Annotated in this window: 17 protein-coding genes and 1 pseudogene; 13 read left to right on the top strand and 5 right to left on the bottom strand. The window is 67.2% G+C overall.

What is annotated here, in order from left to right:
• From KBZ07_RS00795 to KBZ07_RS00855, 13 genes and pseudogenes are all read left to right on the top strand, one after another.
• Positions 1 to 283 (top strand): annotated as a pseudogene (locus KBZ07_RS00795) (SAM-dependent methyltransferase); the annotation flags it as partial.
• Positions 284 to 451: 168 nt separating this feature from the next.
• Positions 452 to 787, top strand: a complete 336-nt coding sequence (locus KBZ07_RS00800; RefSeq protein ID WP_197153350.1) for an ATP synthase subunit I — start codon at positions 452 to 454, stop codon at positions 785 to 787.
• Positions 788 to 844: 57 nt separating this feature from the next.
• The gene (gene atpB / locus KBZ07_RS00805; RefSeq protein WP_370594463.1) at positions 845 to 1,564 is read left to right on the top strand and encodes a F0F1 ATP synthase subunit A; all 720 of its coding nucleotides are present in this window, start codon (positions 845 to 847) and stop codon (positions 1,562 to 1,564) included.
• A gap of 133 nt (positions 1,565 to 1,697) precedes the next feature.
• Entirely contained in the window at positions 1,698 to 1,946 is a 249-nt protein-coding gene (gene atpE / locus KBZ07_RS00810; protein WP_106502337.1) for an ATP synthase F0 subunit C, read from the top strand.
• Positions 1,947 to 2,042: 96 nt separating this feature from the next.
• Positions 2,043 to 2,513, top strand: a complete 471-nt coding sequence (locus KBZ07_RS00815; protein WP_254929834.1) for a F0F1 ATP synthase subunit B' — start codon at positions 2,043 to 2,045, stop codon at positions 2,511 to 2,513.
• The gene (locus tag KBZ07_RS00820) at positions 2,510 to 3,034 is read left to right on the top strand and encodes a F0F1 ATP synthase subunit B (protein ID WP_197151444.1); all 525 of its coding nucleotides are present in this window, start codon (positions 2,510 to 2,512) and stop codon (positions 3,032 to 3,034) included. The genes KBZ07_RS00815 and KBZ07_RS00820 overlap by 4 nt, the downstream gene beginning before the upstream one ends.
• Positions 3,034 to 3,582 carry an ATP synthase F1 subunit delta gene (atpH, locus tag KBZ07_RS00825; RefSeq protein WP_254929835.1) on the top strand — a complete coding sequence of 183 codons (549 nt, stop codon included), beginning with the start codon at positions 3,034 to 3,036 and terminating at the stop codon, positions 3,580 to 3,582. Before KBZ07_RS00820 ends, atpH begins: the two co-directional genes overlap by 1 nt.
• Before the next feature lie 62 nt (positions 3,583 to 3,644).
• Positions 3,645 to 5,162 carry a F0F1 ATP synthase subunit alpha gene (gene atpA, locus KBZ07_RS00830; protein ID WP_254929836.1) on the top strand — a complete coding sequence of 506 codons (1,518 nt, stop codon included), beginning with the start codon at positions 3,645 to 3,647 and terminating at the stop codon, positions 5,160 to 5,162.
• Between the two features lie 16 nt (positions 5,163 to 5,178).
• Complete coding sequence (locus KBZ07_RS00835) at positions 5,179 to 6,132, top strand: F0F1 ATP synthase subunit gamma (RefSeq protein ID WP_254929837.1); 954 nt, start codon at positions 5,179 to 5,181, stop codon at positions 6,130 to 6,132.
• 256 nt (positions 6,133 to 6,388) lie between these two features.
• A complete protein-coding gene (locus KBZ07_RS00840) occupies positions 6,389 to 7,129 on the top strand; it encodes a TIGR02466 family protein (RefSeq protein ID WP_254929838.1) in 741 nt (246 codons plus the stop codon).
• A gap of 52 nt (positions 7,130 to 7,181) precedes the next feature.
• Complete coding sequence (locus tag KBZ07_RS00845; protein ID WP_315860128.1) at positions 7,182 to 7,511, top strand: 2Fe-2S iron-sulfur cluster-binding protein; 330 nt, start codon at positions 7,182 to 7,184, stop codon at positions 7,509 to 7,511.
• Positions 7,508 to 7,720 carry a hypothetical protein gene (locus tag KBZ07_RS00850; RefSeq protein WP_254929839.1) on the top strand — a complete coding sequence of 71 codons (213 nt, stop codon included), beginning with the start codon at positions 7,508 to 7,510 and terminating at the stop codon, positions 7,718 to 7,720. The genes KBZ07_RS00845 and KBZ07_RS00850 overlap by 4 nt, the downstream gene beginning before the upstream one ends.
• Positions 7,717 to 8,883, top strand: coding sequence for a DUF3326 domain-containing protein (locus tag KBZ07_RS00855; RefSeq protein WP_254929840.1), 1,167 nt, complete (start codon positions 7,717 to 7,719; stop codon positions 8,881 to 8,883). The genes KBZ07_RS00850 and KBZ07_RS00855 overlap by 4 nt, the downstream gene beginning before the upstream one ends.
• Here KBZ07_RS00855 and ald read toward each other — a convergent pair.
• Genes ald through KBZ07_RS00880 form a run of 5 tightly spaced genes read right to left on the bottom strand, consistent with a single transcriptional unit; the run spans position 8,795 to position 14,656 of the window.
• Positions 8,795 to 9,907: an alanine dehydrogenase gene (ald, locus tag KBZ07_RS00860; RefSeq protein ID WP_254929871.1), complete on the bottom strand. Its 1,113-nt coding sequence runs from the start codon at positions 9,905 to 9,907 to the stop codon at positions 8,795 to 8,797. The genes KBZ07_RS00855 and ald overlap by 89 nt on opposite strands.
• 60 nt (positions 9,908 to 9,967) lie before the next feature.
• Positions 9,968 to 11,692 carry an NAD+ synthase gene (locus KBZ07_RS00865; protein WP_254929841.1) on the bottom strand — a complete coding sequence of 575 codons (1,725 nt, stop codon included), beginning with the start codon at positions 11,690 to 11,692 and terminating at the stop codon, positions 9,968 to 9,970.
• Positions 11,692 to 12,339 carry a nicotinate-nucleotide adenylyltransferase gene (locus KBZ07_RS00870; protein WP_254929842.1) on the bottom strand — a complete coding sequence of 216 codons (648 nt, stop codon included), beginning with the start codon at positions 12,337 to 12,339 and terminating at the stop codon, positions 11,692 to 11,694. The genes KBZ07_RS00865 and KBZ07_RS00870 overlap by 1 nt, the downstream gene beginning before the upstream one ends.
• Positions 12,336 to 13,643, bottom strand: coding sequence for a GTP-binding protein (locus KBZ07_RS00875; RefSeq protein ID WP_254929843.1), 1,308 nt, complete (start codon positions 13,641 to 13,643; stop codon positions 12,336 to 12,338). The genes KBZ07_RS00870 and KBZ07_RS00875 overlap by 4 nt, the downstream gene beginning before the upstream one ends.
• Positions 13,640 to 14,656 carry a CNNM domain-containing protein gene (locus KBZ07_RS00880; RefSeq protein ID WP_254929844.1) on the bottom strand — a complete coding sequence of 339 codons (1,017 nt, stop codon included), beginning with the start codon at positions 14,654 to 14,656 and terminating at the stop codon, positions 13,640 to 13,642. Before KBZ07_RS00880 ends, KBZ07_RS00875 begins: the two co-directional genes overlap by 4 nt.
• Between the last annotated feature and the right edge of the window lie 51 nt (positions 14,657 to 14,707).

A 14,707-nucleotide genomic window follows, 5' to 3' on the forward strand; every position in this document is an offset into this window, starting at 1 on the left:
CAGCAAGGGCCCGGTCTCCGTTGCCGATTGGAGCTCCGATGCCGCCCTGCTAGCTGCCCGGGGGGAGGTGAACCGCTGCCTGTGGGGCTGGCCCTCCACCAGCCTGATGGGCCCGGATCTGCTGCCGCTCAGCCTGAGCCAGGAGAGCTTTGAGCTGATGCGGGCGCTCGAGCAGGCTCCCAACCTCTCGATCGGCCAGTTGCCCCTGGATTGGCCAGCCGCCACCCGGCTGGCGGTGGCCCGCCAGCTGCTTGATCAGCGGCTGTTGCTGCCGGTGTTGTGACCCGCACGTGATAGATTCCGCGCGCCTTACAGGGGGGTTAAGCGCTTGTCGATTTCCCTCCCTAGCCAGGTGGATGTCCCCGTCGTTGGGGATCGTGCTCCGGCCGATTCCAGCAACGGTTCAGATTCAGTTACTGAATCTTCCAGCAATGGACATTCCAGCAACGGGATGGACAGCTATTTTCGGCTCCAGCGCCGGCTGTTGGTCGCCACCATGCTGCTTTCTGCAGTTGTCGTGGTGGTCACCGCCATCGCCGGATCCCTAGCCACGGCCTTCAGCCTGTTGGTGGGATCCGTGGCTGGCTTGCTCTACCTGTGGCTGCTCAGCCGCAGCGTTACCCGGCTTGGAGAAAACTCCCGCCGCTTGAGCAGAACCCAGCTGCTGGTGCCCGTGGTCCTGGTGCTGGTGGCCTCCAGGTTGCCCCAGCTTTCAATCCTGCCGGCCCTGCTGGGCTTTTTGCTCTACAAGCCGGCCCTGATTCTCCAGGCTGTCTTCGACAGCTAAAACTTTCCCACCGTTCCGTCGCTTCGGCGATACCGAACTCCCCCCTCGCTGGCTCCGATGCCTCTCACCCTTCCCCTTGCCGAATTGGAGGTTGGTAAACACCTCTATTGGCAGCTTGGCAACCTCAAGATCCATGGCCAGGTCTTCCTGAGCTCCTGGGTTGTGATCGGAGCTCTCCTGGCCCTGGTGGTGGTGGGTACCCGCAAGCTGGAACGGGATCCCCGCGGCACCCAAAACCTGCTCGAGTTCGTGTGGGACTACATCCGCGACCTCTCCAGGGAGCAGATCGGCGAGAAGGCCTATCGCGACTGGATGCCCTTCATCGGCACCCTGTTTCTGTTCATTTTCGTGAGCAACTGGGGCGGAGCCCTGGTTCCCTGGAAGCTGATCCATCTGCCCAGTGGTGAGCTCGGCGCTCCCACCGCTGACATCAACACCACCATCGCCCTGGCCCTGTTGGTGTCGCTGGCCTATTTCTATGCGGGCTTGAGCCGCAAGGGCTTGCGTTATTTCGAGTACTACGTGGAGCCGACGCCGATCATGCTCCCGTTCAAGATCGTCGAAGATTTCACCAAGCCCCTGTCCCTCTCCTTCCGTCTGTTTGGCAACATTCTGGCGGACGAACTGGTGGTCGCAGTGCTGGCGTTTTTGGTGCCCCTGATTGTGCCCTTGCCGGCCATGTTCCTGGGCCTGTTCACAAGCGCCATCCAGGCTTTGATCTTCGCCACCCTTGCCGCCTACTACATCGGTGAGGCGGTGCACGAGGAGCACCACTAGGCGCTCTGCTAAATCTGCCTCGCGCAGGTCCGGCCGCACCCCGGGCCCATCCTCAAAAGGGATGTCCCAAGCGCCGGGTTTGAACCCAGCTCCACTACGCGCCACAACCGCGACTCCCATCCCCCACTCCACCATGGATTCCATCACCTCCGCTGCGTCTGTTCTGGCTGCTGGCCTGGCTGTCGGCCTCGGTGCCATCGGCCCCGGCATCGGTCAGGGCACCGCAGCTGGCGGCGCCGTTGAAGGCATTGCACGTCAGCCCGAAGCCGAAGGCAAGATCCGCGGCACCCTGCTGCTGTCCCTGGCCTTCATGGAAGCGCTCACCATCTACGGCCTCGTGGTCGCCCTGGTGCTGCTGTTCGCCAACCCCTTCGCAGGTTGATTGTTCCGTGAGGCGTGGAAGTCGGGGGCTTGAGCCCCTTGTTTCCCGCCTCACGCCAGTCCCCACTCGCCCGATCGTTCCAGCGCCCTCGCCCCAATGACCAGCTGGCTTCTGCTCGCCGAAGCAGGTGTCCCTGAGGGAGGTCTATTTGACCTCGATGCCACCCTGCCGCTGATGGCGGTGCAGGTGGTGCTCCTCACCTTCATTCTGAATTCGCTGTTCTTCCGTCCCGTTGGCCGGGCTGTGGAGGATCGCGAAAGCTTCATCTCCACCAGCCGTGCCGAGGCCAAGCAGAAGCTTGCCCAGGTTGAGCGCCTGGAAGCCGATCTCAGGGAGCAGCTCAAGGACGCTCGACAGCAGTCCCAGAAGCTGATTCTTGAGGCTGAGCAGGAGATGGATCGCCTCTATCGCGAGGCCCTTGCCCTGGCGACTGCCGAGGCCAATGCATCCCGGGAGCAGGCCCGCCGCGAGATCGATGCCCAACGTGATCAGGCGATGACCCAGCTCAACATTGATGCTGACAAGCTCGGTGACCTGATCGTGTCCCGCTTGCTGGCCACCCCATGACCCCCTTGATTCCCACCCTGCTCGCCAGCCACGGCGGCTTTGGTCTCAATCTCAATCTATTTGAGACCAATATCATCAACCTGGCCATCGTCATCTTCGGGCTCTGGAAGTTTCTGCCAGGTTTCCTCGGCGGCATTCTCGAGCGCCGTCGCAATGCAATCCTGAGCGATCTCCAGGATGCTGAGCAGCGCCTCGCGTCTTCCACCACTGCTTTGGCCGAGGCCCAGCAGGGGCTAGCCGCAGCCCAGCAGAAGGCAGAGCAGATCCGCGCCGACGGCCAGGCCCGCGCCCAGGCCCTGCGGCTGGAAAGCGAAAACCGCACTATCCAGGAGATGGCACGTCTCAAGCAGGGCGCCATGGCCGACCTAGGTGCCGAGGCCGCCCGAGTCACAGACCAGTTGCGTCGGGAAGCGGCCAACCGCGCCATCGCTAGGGCCCTGGCCTCCCTGCCGGGCAAACTCGATGGTGATGCCCAGGTGCGCCTGATCGACCAGTCCATCAAGACCCTAGGGAAAGCCTGATGCCTCTCCTCAATTCCATTGCCACCCCCTACGCCGAGGCATTGATTCAGGTGGCAGAGGCCCGCAAGGAAACGGACACCGTGGCCGAGCAGGCCAAGGCAGTACTAGAGGTGCTCAATTCCAGTCCCGAACTCCAGGCGGCCCTGGCCTCGCCCCTGCTGGAGCCCGACGCCAAGAAGGCTGCCCTGGGCAAAATTTTTAACGACCAGGTCACCCCCAGCGTTCAGAACCTGCTCAAGCTCCTGGCCGACCGCCAACGCCTACCCATGCTGGATGCGGTCATGATTCGCTTCCTGGAGCTCTATCGCGAGCTGCGCCACATCACCCTGGCCAAGGTCACCTCGGCGGCGGCCCTCACCGCTGAGCAGCAGGCCGAGCTCAATAAAAAAGTGCAGGCGATCGCCGGTTCAAAGGCCGTCGAGTTCGACCTCGTTGTCGATCCCAGCCTGATCGGGGGCTTCATCGTCAGCATGGGCTCCCAGGTGATCGATGCCAGCCTTTCTGGTCAGGTGCGTCGCCTTGGTCTGGCGCTTGCCCAGGTGGGCTAGCTACCCCCCCTCCACTTCACCGCCCTCCCTTCCATCAGCTCCCCTTGTGGGGACTTCCTCCCATGGTTTCCATCCGCCCCGACGAGATCAGCGCCATCCTCAAGCAGCAGATTGAGGACTACGACAGATCGGTATCGGTCAGCAACGTCGGAACGGTGTTGCAGATCGGCGATGGCATCGCCCGGGTCTACGGCCTGCAGCAGGTGATGGCCGGCGAGCTAGTTCAGTTTGAGGATGGCACCGAAGGCATCGCCCTCAACCTGGAAGACGACAACGTCGGCGTGGTGCTGATGGGCGAGGGGCGCGGCATTCAGGAGGGCAGCACGGTTAAGGCCACCGGCAAGATCGCTGCCGTGCCCGTGGGTGACGCCATGCTGGGTCGGGTGGTCAATTCTTTGGGCCAGCCCATCGACGGCAAGGGTGACATCGCTACCACCGAAACCCGCCTGATCGAATCGATGGCGCCTGGCATCATCCAGCGCAAATCGGTGCACGAGCCCATGCAGACGGGCATCACCGCCATCGACTCGATGATTCCCATCGGTCGGGGCCAGCGCGAGCTGATCATCGGCGACCGCCAGACCGGCAAGACCGCCATCGCGATCGACACGATCATCAACCAGAAGGGTGAAGACGTCGTCTGCGTCTATGTGGCAGTGGGTCAGAAAGCTGCCTCGGTGGCCAACGTGGTGGAGGTGCTGCGCGAGAAGGGTGCCCTCGACTACACCATCGTGGTGGCGGCCAGTGCCTCAGAGGCCGCCGCTCTCCAATACCTCGCTCCTTACACAGGCGCGGCCCTGGCCGAGTCGTTCATGTACAGGGGCAAGGCCACCCTGGTGATCTACGACGACCTCACCAAGCAAGCTCAGGCTTACCGCCAGATGTCCCTGCTGCTGCGGCGCCCTCCCGGTCGGGAGGCCTATCCCGGCGATGTGTTCTACTGCCACAGCCGTTTGCTGGAGCGGGCTGCCAAGTTGAGCGATGCCATGGGCAAGGGCTCGATGACCGCCCTGCCGATCATCGAAACCCAGGCTGGCGACGTGTCGGCCTACATCCCCACCAACGTGATCTCGATCACCGATGGCCAGGTATTTCTCAGCTCCGACCTGTTCAACTCCGGCCTGCGACCGGCCATCAACGTGGGGATCTCGGTGAGCCGGGTGGGTGGTGCTGCCCAAACCAAGGCCATCAAGAAGATTGCCGGCACCCTCAAGTTGGAGCTGGCCCAGTTTGACGAATTGGCCGCCTTCTCCCAGTTTGCCTCCGACCTCGACGCCGCCACCCAGGCCCAACTTGGTCGCGGCAAGCGGCTGCGCGAGATCCTCAAGCAGCCCCAGTTCAGCCCCCTGATCCTCGCTGAGCAGGTGGCTGTTGTGTATGCCGGCGTCAAGGGCCTGATCGATGAGGTTCCCGTGGAATTGGTGGTGCAGTTTTGCCGTGAACTGCGGGAGTATCTCAAGAGCAACAAGGCCGATTTCATCTCCAAGGTGCAAACCGAGAAGCAGCTCAGCGAAGAGGCTGAAGCCATGCTTAAGGAAGCCATCAATGAGGTGAAGTCGACCATGCTCGCCTCCGTTTGAGCAGGGGCATCATCCAATGGCAAACCTCAAAGACATCCGCGACCGGATCGGTTCGGTCAAGAACACCCGCAAGATCACCGAGGCCATGCGTCTGGTGGCGGCCGCCAAGGTGCGGCGCGCCCAGGAGCAGGTGCTGCGCAGCCGGCCCTTTGCCGACCGCCTGGCCCGCGTGCTGGAAAACCTCCAATCGCGCATGCGCTTTGAAGACGCCGAAGCCCCCCTCCTGGAGCAACGGGATGTAACCACCATCACCCTGCTGTCGGTAACCGGCGATCGCGGTCTGTGCGGTGGCTACAACGCCAACATCATCAAGCGCACCGAGCAGCGCTACGCCGAACTCTCCAGCCAGGGCTACAAGGTGGATCTGGTGCTGATCGGCCGCAAGGCGATCACCTATTTCCAGAACCGGGCCAGCCTCTACACGATCCGGGCCACCTTCACCGGCCTGGAGCAGGTACCTAAGGCCAGCGAGGCCATGGGCATCGCCAATGAGGTGCTGGCTGAGTTCCTCTCAGGCTCTACCGACCGGGTGGAAATCATTTTCACCAAGTTTGTCAACCTGGTGAGCTCCAAGCCGGTTATTCAGACCCTCCTGCCTCTAGACCCACAAGGCATTGCCATCCCCGAAGATGAGATTTTCCGTCTCACCACCCGGGAGGGTCAGCTTGGGGTGGAGCTGGGCAGCACTGCCAACGAGCAGCCCCGTCTGCCTTCGGACATTGTCTTTGACCAGAGTCCGGACCAGCTGCTCAATGCCCTGCTGCCCCTCTATCTGGAAAACCAGCTGCTACGCTCCCTCCAGGAGGCTGCAGCCTCGGAGTTGGCCAACCGGATGACGGCCATGAACAACGCCAGCGACAACGCCAAGGCGCTCGCCAAGAGCCTCACCCTCGACTACAACAAGGCCCGTCAGGCCGCCATCACCCAGGAGATCCTGGAAGTGGTGGGTGGTTCAGCCTCCATGGGTTGAGCTTCAGTTAGTAGCTGGGAGGGCGGCGTCGCTTAGGGCGACAGGCCTCTTGGTCTCGTAGCTTCATGCTCGACATCAATGCGGTGTCCATGCTGTTGGAGCGTCGCTCTCCCTAGCTAGATCAATGGTTTGCGGAAGAGCGCTGCAGCCCTGCGGCCATGGTGGCGGCTGAGTCTCAGCGGCTTGGCATAACTCTGACGGCGATGGGCGTATTAATCGCCGCCCATGCGCCCTTGATAACGCCATCTTCGATCCCATGCCCCTGCCTTTGCCCGCCCCTGGACCGCTGGTGATCCAGCCCCTGTTTCCGGTGGCCCTCGGCCAGGTTCAGCTGCGCCCAGACCCGCTTGAGCTGGCTGCTCAGCTGCAGGCCCTGCTGGCCCTGCGGGGCGCCGCCGCCAGCAATCCCGATCCCGGCTGCGCCTGGACCGGCGATCTCAACGGGGTGTGGCAGCTGCATCGCCATCCCCTTTTTGCTGGGCTGGTCGCCACGGTGGTCCAGCAGGCTGAGATCTATCTGCAGCAGCTCGGTTTGCAGCCGTCCCAGCTGGCCCTGCATTTGCAGCGCTGCTGGCCCGTGCTCAGTGAGGAGGGCCAGGTGGTTGGCCGCCACCACCATCCCAACGCCCATCTCAGTGCCGTGGTCTACCTCAGTGGCGACGGCTCCGGCCGCAGTGGTGTGCTCCGCTTCTGGCCCCAGCGCCAGGTCAATGAATTGGTGCCGGGGATGGCCGTGGGGCACAGGGCTCCCCTACAGGCGGATCCGCTGCCTGGCTGCCAGGACTGGCTGCAGCCATGGGTGGACGTGGCCCCCCGGGCCGGCCTGCTCCTGCTGTTCCCCAGCAGCCTCGATCACGCCGTGCTGCCAAACGACGATCCCGACGACCTGCGCGCCTCGATCAGCATGGATTTCCTGCTCACGGCGCCGCCCCTGCCCGAGGGACACACCCCGCCGGAGTATTTGGCCCCCCACCCCAGCCAGTGGCAGCAGCTCTGAGGTTGGTGAGCTGGGAAGATGGGGCATCGCTGCTCCCCACCCGGCGCTTCCAGTGACCGATCCCCAGACCTTCACGATCTGCGCCGAGCTTGCGGGCTCCCTGCATTCCTTCCCCTGTCGCAGCGACCAGACCGTGCTGGCGGCGGCAGAGGCGGCTGGGGTGGCCCTGCCCAGTTCCTGCTGTTCGGGGGTCTGCACCACCTGTGCGGCCCTGATCACTGAGGGCACCGTGCTGCAGGCGGACGCCATGGGCGTCAAGCTCGAGCTGCAGCAGCAGGGCTACGCCCTCCTCTGCGTCTCCTTGCCCCAATCCGATCTGCGCCTGAAGGCCGGCCAGGAGGATGCCCTCTACGAAGCCCAGTTCGGCCAATACCAGAAGTGAGGCTGGAGCTGCTGCAGCTCTGGTTTAAGCCCTTGCAGGGGCCAAAGCTGAGCCAGTTGCGGCCGGCTCTGCTGGCGGCAGCCCAGGAGCAGGCGGGGCCCGGGGCCGAGCTGCTGCGCTGGGCGATCACCGCCGCCGAACCGGTTCGGGGCCTCCACATTGAGGCGGTGCTGCTTGTGGGTGACGCTCCAGCACCGCCGCGATCGTGAGCGGTGCCCCGCCTCCCCTGCCCACCCTGCTGGTGATCCCCACCGGGGTGGGGTGTGCCCTGGGCGGCTATGCCGGCGATGGCCTGCCGGCGGCCCGGCTGCTAGCGGCGGCCAGCGGCTGCCTGATCACCCATCCCAATGTGATGAATGGGGCCGCCCTCTACTGGAGTGATCGGCGCATTCAATATGTGGAGGGCTGGGCCCTGGATCGCTTCGCAGCCGGCGAGCTGGCCCTGGCACCGGTGGCTGGCCGGCGGGTGGGATTACTGCTGGATGCGGGCATCGAACCGGAGCTGCGACAGCGCCAGATTCAGGCGGCCGAGGCTTGTCGCGCCAGCTTGGGGCTGGCGATCGGCCCGGTGCTCATCAGCGACGAGCCCCTGGGAGTGGGCCTGAGCCTGGGCTCCAGCGGCGCCAGCTGGGGCAGCCTGGAGCGCCCGGATGCCCTGCTGCGCGCCGGCGAAAAGCTGGTACTGGCAGGCGCCAGCGCCATCGCCGTGGTGGCCCGCTTCCCCGATGATCCCGATAGCGAGGCCCTGGCCGCCTATCGCCATGGCGCCGGGGTCGATGGCCTGGCCGGCGCCGAGGCGGTGATCAGCCATCTGCTGGTGCGCCACCTGGGCATCCCCTGCGCCCATGCCCCTGCCCTGCAGCCGCTGCCTATGGATCCGGATCTGGATCCCAGGGCGGCGGCGGAGGAGCTGGGCCATACGTTCCTGCCCTGCGTGCTGGTGGGATTGAGCCGGGCGCCGGATCTGGTGCCGCTGGGCCCGGCGGGCCACCCCTACGGGGATGGGATTGGCCTGGGGCCGGCTGTAACCCTGCTGACGGCAGCCGCCATCGGTGCCGTGGTCGCCCCAGCTGGCGCCCTCGGCGGTGAAGCTGTGCTGGCCTGCGCTGAGCGGGGAATCCCGGTGATAGCGGTGCACAACCCCTGCCTGCTGGAGGTGTCGGCCCAGGCCCTGGGCCTGGAGGTGTTGGCGGCCGCCAGCTATGCCGAGGCTGCTGGGCTGGTGCTCGCCCTGCGGGAGGGGATCGATCCGGGGGTATTGCGGCGGCCGCTGGGGGAGCGGCTCAGCGCAGGCAGGCCATCGGGTGGCGATTGGCCACTCCCAGGGCCCTGGCCACGCTGGGATGGCAGACGGAACCATCGATGGTGTTGAGGCCGGAAACCAGTTCGGGGCGATCTGTGACGGCTTCCACCAGGCCCCGTCCTGCGATCGCCAGGATGTAGGGCAGGGTGACGCTCACCAGCGCCTCAGTGGAGGTGAAGGGCACGGCACCGGGCATGTTGCCGACTGCGTAATGCTGCACGCCGTGCAGGCTGTGGACCGGATCGGTGTGGGTGGTCTCCCGGCTGGTGGCGATGCAGCCGCCTTGATCGATGGCCACATCCACCACCACCGAGCCCGGCCGCATTTGCCGCACCAGTTCTTCGCTCACCAGCGTGGGGGCGCGGCCGCCGGCGGTGAGCACGGCACCGATCAGCAGGTCGGTTTCCGGCACCAGACGCTCGATCAGGCTGGGGCTGCTGATCAGGCTGACCAGTCGGCCCTGGCGATAGGTGTCGAGGCTGCGTAATTTCTGCGGTGAGCGATCCAGCAGGTACACCTCCCCATCCATCGCAGCGGCGATTCGGGCCGCATTCCAGCCGACGCTGCCCGCCCCCAGCACCAGCACCCGGGCCGGCTTCACGCCGGTGCAGCCGCCCAGCAGGATGCCGCGCCCGCCGTGGGGCTTCTCCAGCAGGTGGGCTCCCACCTGGGCCGCCAGCCGGCCGGCGATTTCGCTCATCGGCGCCAGCAGGGGCAAGCTGCCGTCTTCGAGCTGCACGGTTTCGTAGGCCACCGCCGTGGTGCCGGCCGCCAGCAGGGCCCGGCCCACATCCTGGTAGGCGGCCAGGTGCAGGTAGGTGAACAGCACCAGGTCGGGGCGCAGGAAGGCGAATTCCTCTGGTTGGGGCTCCTTGACCTTGACCACCAGGTGGGCGGCCCAGGCCTCTTCGGCATTCACCAGGCGGCCCCCGGCGGCGCCGAACTGGTCGTCGCTGAAGCCTGCCCCCAGGCCAGCTCCTGCCTGGATCCTGACGTCCATGCCCTGGCCCACTAGCTCGCGCACGGCGTCGGGGGTGAGGGCTACACGCTGCTCATCGCGCTTGATCTCAGCCGGAACACCGATGCTGGCCATCGGAGCTGTGAGGCTCGCGGCGCTTGGGCTGGGGGCTGCCATGGTTCAGCTGCTTGGTCGTCACTCCAGGTTGGCGGCGGCGATCGGCATCCGCCAGCCGCTACCGAAGGCCCGCGCCCCGATCTTGAGCAGGGGTGGGGCTTGGCGCCGTTTGAATTCGGCCCGGCGCAGTAGCTGCATCACCCGGTGGGCCAGCTCCGCAGGGGTGCCGCTGGCAACCAGCTCCTCCGGGCTGCGCAGTGCTTCGATGTAGTCCTTCAGGATTGGATCCAGCACGGCGTAGTCGGGCAGGGAATCGCTGTCGAGCTGGTCTGGCCGCAGCTCGGCGCTGGGGGGTTTCTCGCGGATTGCCCGACCCACCAGCTCGCCTTCCTCCGGCAGCCCCAGCTCGCGGCGACAGGGGCCTGCTGCGGCCGAATCGAGCCAGGCGCAGAGGGCGAAGACCTGGGTCTTGTAGAGGTCGCCGATCACGGCCAGGCCACCGTTCATGTCGCCATAGAGGGTGCAGTAGCCCACGGCCAGCTCGCTCTTGTTGCCGGTGGAGAGCAGCAGCTGGCCCTGCTGGTTGGCCACGGCCATCAGCAGGGTGCCGCGGATGCGTGACTGCAGGTTTTCGGCACTGAGGCCCCCTGGTGGGCCGCCGAGCACCGGGGTGAGGGTGGTGTCGAAGCTGGCCATCAGCGGCGCGATGGCGGCGGTGTGGCTGCCCAGCCCCAGGCGAGCCGCCAGGGCCCTGGCATCGCGCAGGGAGCCCTCCGAACTCCAGGGGGAGGGCATCAGCAGGGCCCGCACCCGCCCGCCCCCCAGGGCGGCAGCGGCGATCACCGCCACCAGGGCCGAATCGATGCCGCCGCTGAGGCCCAGCAGGGCCTGCTGGAAGCCGCATTTGCGGGCGTAGTCGGCCACCCCCAGCACCAGGGCCCGAAACAGCTGCTCAAGCGGTTCGGGCAGCTGGGCGGGGGAAGGGCAGCTGGCCTCGCCGCGGCCATCCCAGCAGGCCACCTGGACGCGGCTGCAGGCCAGCTGGCACAAAATTTTGCTGTCGACATCGACCCCACCTCTGGCAGCCAGCACGAAGCTGGCACCGTCGAACACCAGCTCGTCGTTGCCGCCCACCTGATTCACATACACCACCGGGCAGCCCAGCCGGGCGGCGGCCCGAGCGGCCAGGCTCTGGCGCAGGGCCACCTTGGCCTGGCCAAACGGTGATGCCGAGAGGTTGAGCAGCAGGTCGACGCGGCTTGAGAGCAGCTCGGCGACGGGATCGGCACCAGCCAGGCGGTGGCCCTGCAGTTCCTCCTCAACCCAGAGGTCTTCGCAGATCGTTAGCCCCAGGCGCCAGCTCCGGCCGCCCCGCTCAAGCTCCAGCACGCTGGGCCCGGTGGCGGCGCAGAAGTAGCGCTGCTCGTCGAAGACGTCATAGGTGGGTAGCAGCCTTTTGCGGGCCACCACGCGCCAGCTGCCGGCTTCCACCAGGGCCACTGCGTTGAACAGGTTGGGCAACGGCGCCGCGCCGGAGGGCTCGGCCATGCCCACCAGCACGGCCAGCCGGGGCAGCTCCCGGGCCAGGGCGGCGGCCAGCTGGTCAAGCACGACGCCCTGCTTAGCGATCAGGCTGGGGCGTAGCAGCAGGTCCCGCGGGGGGTAGCCCCAGAGGGAGAGTTCGGGGGTGAGCACCAGATCGGCCCCCTGGGCGGCGGCCTGGTGGCAGGCGGCCAGGATTAGCTCGCCGTTGCCCGCCAGGTCACCCACCAGCGGATTGAGTTGGGCCAGGGCGAGGCGCATCAGGGGCTGGTGGAGTGGCTGGTGGAGTGGCGGGTAGGGGGGAGGGGGAGGCTCGGATCGCCCAGGCCGTAGAGATTGTGCTCGAGCAGTAGGGGCAGCAGGCTGGCCGGAATCTGGCTTGGATCGGGGTTCTGGCGCAGGGCCGAGCTGGCGCTGGCGGGCACTTCCAGGCCAAGGATCACTACCCGCCCGCCGAGCCCTTCCAGCTGCTCCAGACAGCCCGGCTGCAGGGGCCAGCCGGCCCTGGGGGCGATCGCCAGCACGCAGCGATCCAAAACGGCCTCGGCCTGCTTCCAGCAGGGGATCTGGGGGGCCAGGTCGCTGCCGACCACAAACACCAGTTCGCGGCCTGGCCAGGCAGCTGCGGCCCGTTGCAGGGTGGAGATCGCCCAAGGGCTGCTCAACTCCTGCCGGTGACTCAGCCGGGGGTTGCCGATGGCGGCCACCAGCTGGCCCAGCAGGGCTGAGCGCTGTTCCAGGCTCGCGCCGTGCTGCTTGAGCGGGTTGTCGCTGGCCCAGGTGGCCACTTCGGGATAGGCCTGGACCAGGCCCTCCAGCAGGATCTGGTGGCCGCGGGTGGGCGGGTCGGCGCTGGTGCCAAACAGGGCGAGCGGCCCCTCTTCTGCTTTGACGACCCCGCCGCTCATGGCAGCAGGGCCTGCAGGTTTGCTGCGGGCTCGCTTCGATCCCCCAGCCACAGACGCACCTGGGGATCGCTCTGGGCCAGGCGCCGCAGCAGGGCCCCGGGTCGGCCGCCCCGCTGGGCCCCCCGCAGCAGCTCGGCGGCCGCCAGCCGGCCCGTGAGCCGGGTGGTGTGTACCGCCAGGGCCGCCTGGGCCAGGGCCACCGGCGCCGCGGAGGCCAGGCTCAGCCCCGCCGTAAAGGGAGCCCCCAGCAGCAGCAGTTGGCGCAGGGCTCCCAGGGCCAGCTGGATTGCGAGCTGGGCGCCGCCCAGCAGGGCGTTGTGGCCGGACAGCCTCTGCAGCAGCTGGCGGGCACCGGCGCCGCCCATGGGCAGGTCGTAGAGCTGGCAGAGCTGCAGCACCAGGGCGGTGTCGCAGGCCAGGCCACCGGCCAGATCCAGCAGCACCAGCGGGTTGGCGGCCACGCCCGTGGCCTTGATGGCGGCGAAGCGGCCGATCAGGCTCTGGGCCGCCTGGCGACTTGCCCCCAGCCGCCAGCGCTGCAGGGCCAGGTGGAAGCGTTCGGCCCCTGCCAGGGCATTGAGGGCTAGCAGGAGCTCGCCGTGCTGCTCCAGCAGGTCCACCAGGGCCCGGCGCAGGGGGTTCACCCGGGGGGGCTGGGTCACGCTGCGCACCCGGCCATCGGCCAGCAGCTCCGGCTGGCGGGGGGCGGCGGCCACCGGGATCAGCTCGAGGTGGCGGGCCGCCACCGGCAGGCGCCGCTGGATGCTGGCGATCAGGGCGGTTTGTTGTTGCTCGCTCCAGCAGTCGCAACGGTTGAGCACCAGCAGCAGGGGCTTGCCACTGGCCAGCAGGGGCGAAAGGGCATCGTGCTCGACGCTGGTGAGGTCGCCGTCGAGCACCAGCAGCACCAGGTCTGAGCTCAGGGCAACCCGGGCCGCCAGTCGGGCCCTGGCGGCGGCGGCGATCTCATCGATCCCGGGGGTGTCCACCAGCTCCACCTGCGCCAGGCCGGCAATCGGTTGATCCCAGGCCCGGGCCTCCTGGTGGCGGGTGCAGCCATGGGCCACGTCGGTGGCGAAGGCGGCCTGGCCCAACAGGGCGTTGAGCAGGCTCGACTTGCCCACCCCCACCCGGCCGAACACGGCCACCCGCAGCCGCCTTTGCTGCAGTCGATCCAGCTGGTGGTCAAGGGCCTGCAGCTGGCCGCCCAGCTGGCTCTGCTCGCGGCCACTGAGCTGCAGCTGGCTGCGCCACTGCTCCAGCAGCAGGCGGCAGCGCTCCGGTGTGGCGGGCGCCTGGCTCATGGCCGGCCCGTCTCGCCCGCCGGTTGGGGCCGGCGCCACCAGCCCGCCAGCACCGCCAGCACCGCCTCGGCCCCGATCACCCCGACGAAGCCGCCGAATTCATCCACCACCACCCGCACGCCGGTGCTGTTGCGACGGAAGCCGGTGAGTAGCCGGTCGGCCCGGATCATCTCCGGCACGTAGTCCACCGGCGCGCTCAGGGAAGCGGCGTTGCGGCCGCCCTCACCCTCCAGCAGGGCGGTGAGCAGGCGCTCGCGGCTGGCCACCCCCAGCACCTCATCCACCTCCTCGCCCAGCACCACCCACCACTCGGCGTTGTTGGCCAGCAAGGTGCTGCGCAGCTGCTCCAGGCTGGCCGCGCCCTCCAGGGTTGGGGCCGCCACCCGCGGCGTCATCAGGTCGCGGGCGGTGAGGTCGTTGAGCTGGAACACCTTGGCGATCATGGCCGCCTCGTCGGCTTCTATCTGGCCCTTCTGGGAGCCCAGGCGGGCCAGCTGCCGGATCTCCTCCTCGTCGGTGCTGATCTCGTTGTCGGCCGTGATTGCCGGCAGCAGCTGTTCCAGCACCAGCACCAGCGGCAGCATCAGCCGGGCGAGCACCGCCAGGGTGGGTGCGCTGCTCAGGGCCACCGGCAGGGCCAGGCGACTGCCGAGGGCCTTGGGCAAGATCTCACCCAGCAGGATCACCAGCACGGTGAGGCTCACGGAAAACAGGGGCAGGGCGATGCCCCCTATTCCCAGTCTTTTGAACACGATGGCGGCGTAGCCACCCAGCATCAAGCTGCCGAAGATGTTGAACACGTTGTTGGCGATCACCAGCACCGAGAGGGTGCGGCCCAGCCGCTGACGCAGTTGCTCCAGCCGGCGGGCGCCCCGAACGGGCTGGCTGCGGGCCGCCAGTTCATGCACCCGCACCGGATTCACGGTGAGCAGGGCCGCCTCCACGCCAGAGCAGAGGGCCGATCCGGCGATCACCACCACCACCAGCAGCGCCAGGGCGAGCAGGTCGTTCATTTGGCCGGTTTGCCACTCGCCATGCCCCTATTCAATCGTCCCTGCCAACGC

It is taken from the genome of Cyanobium sp. BA20m-14 (assembly GCF_024346295.1).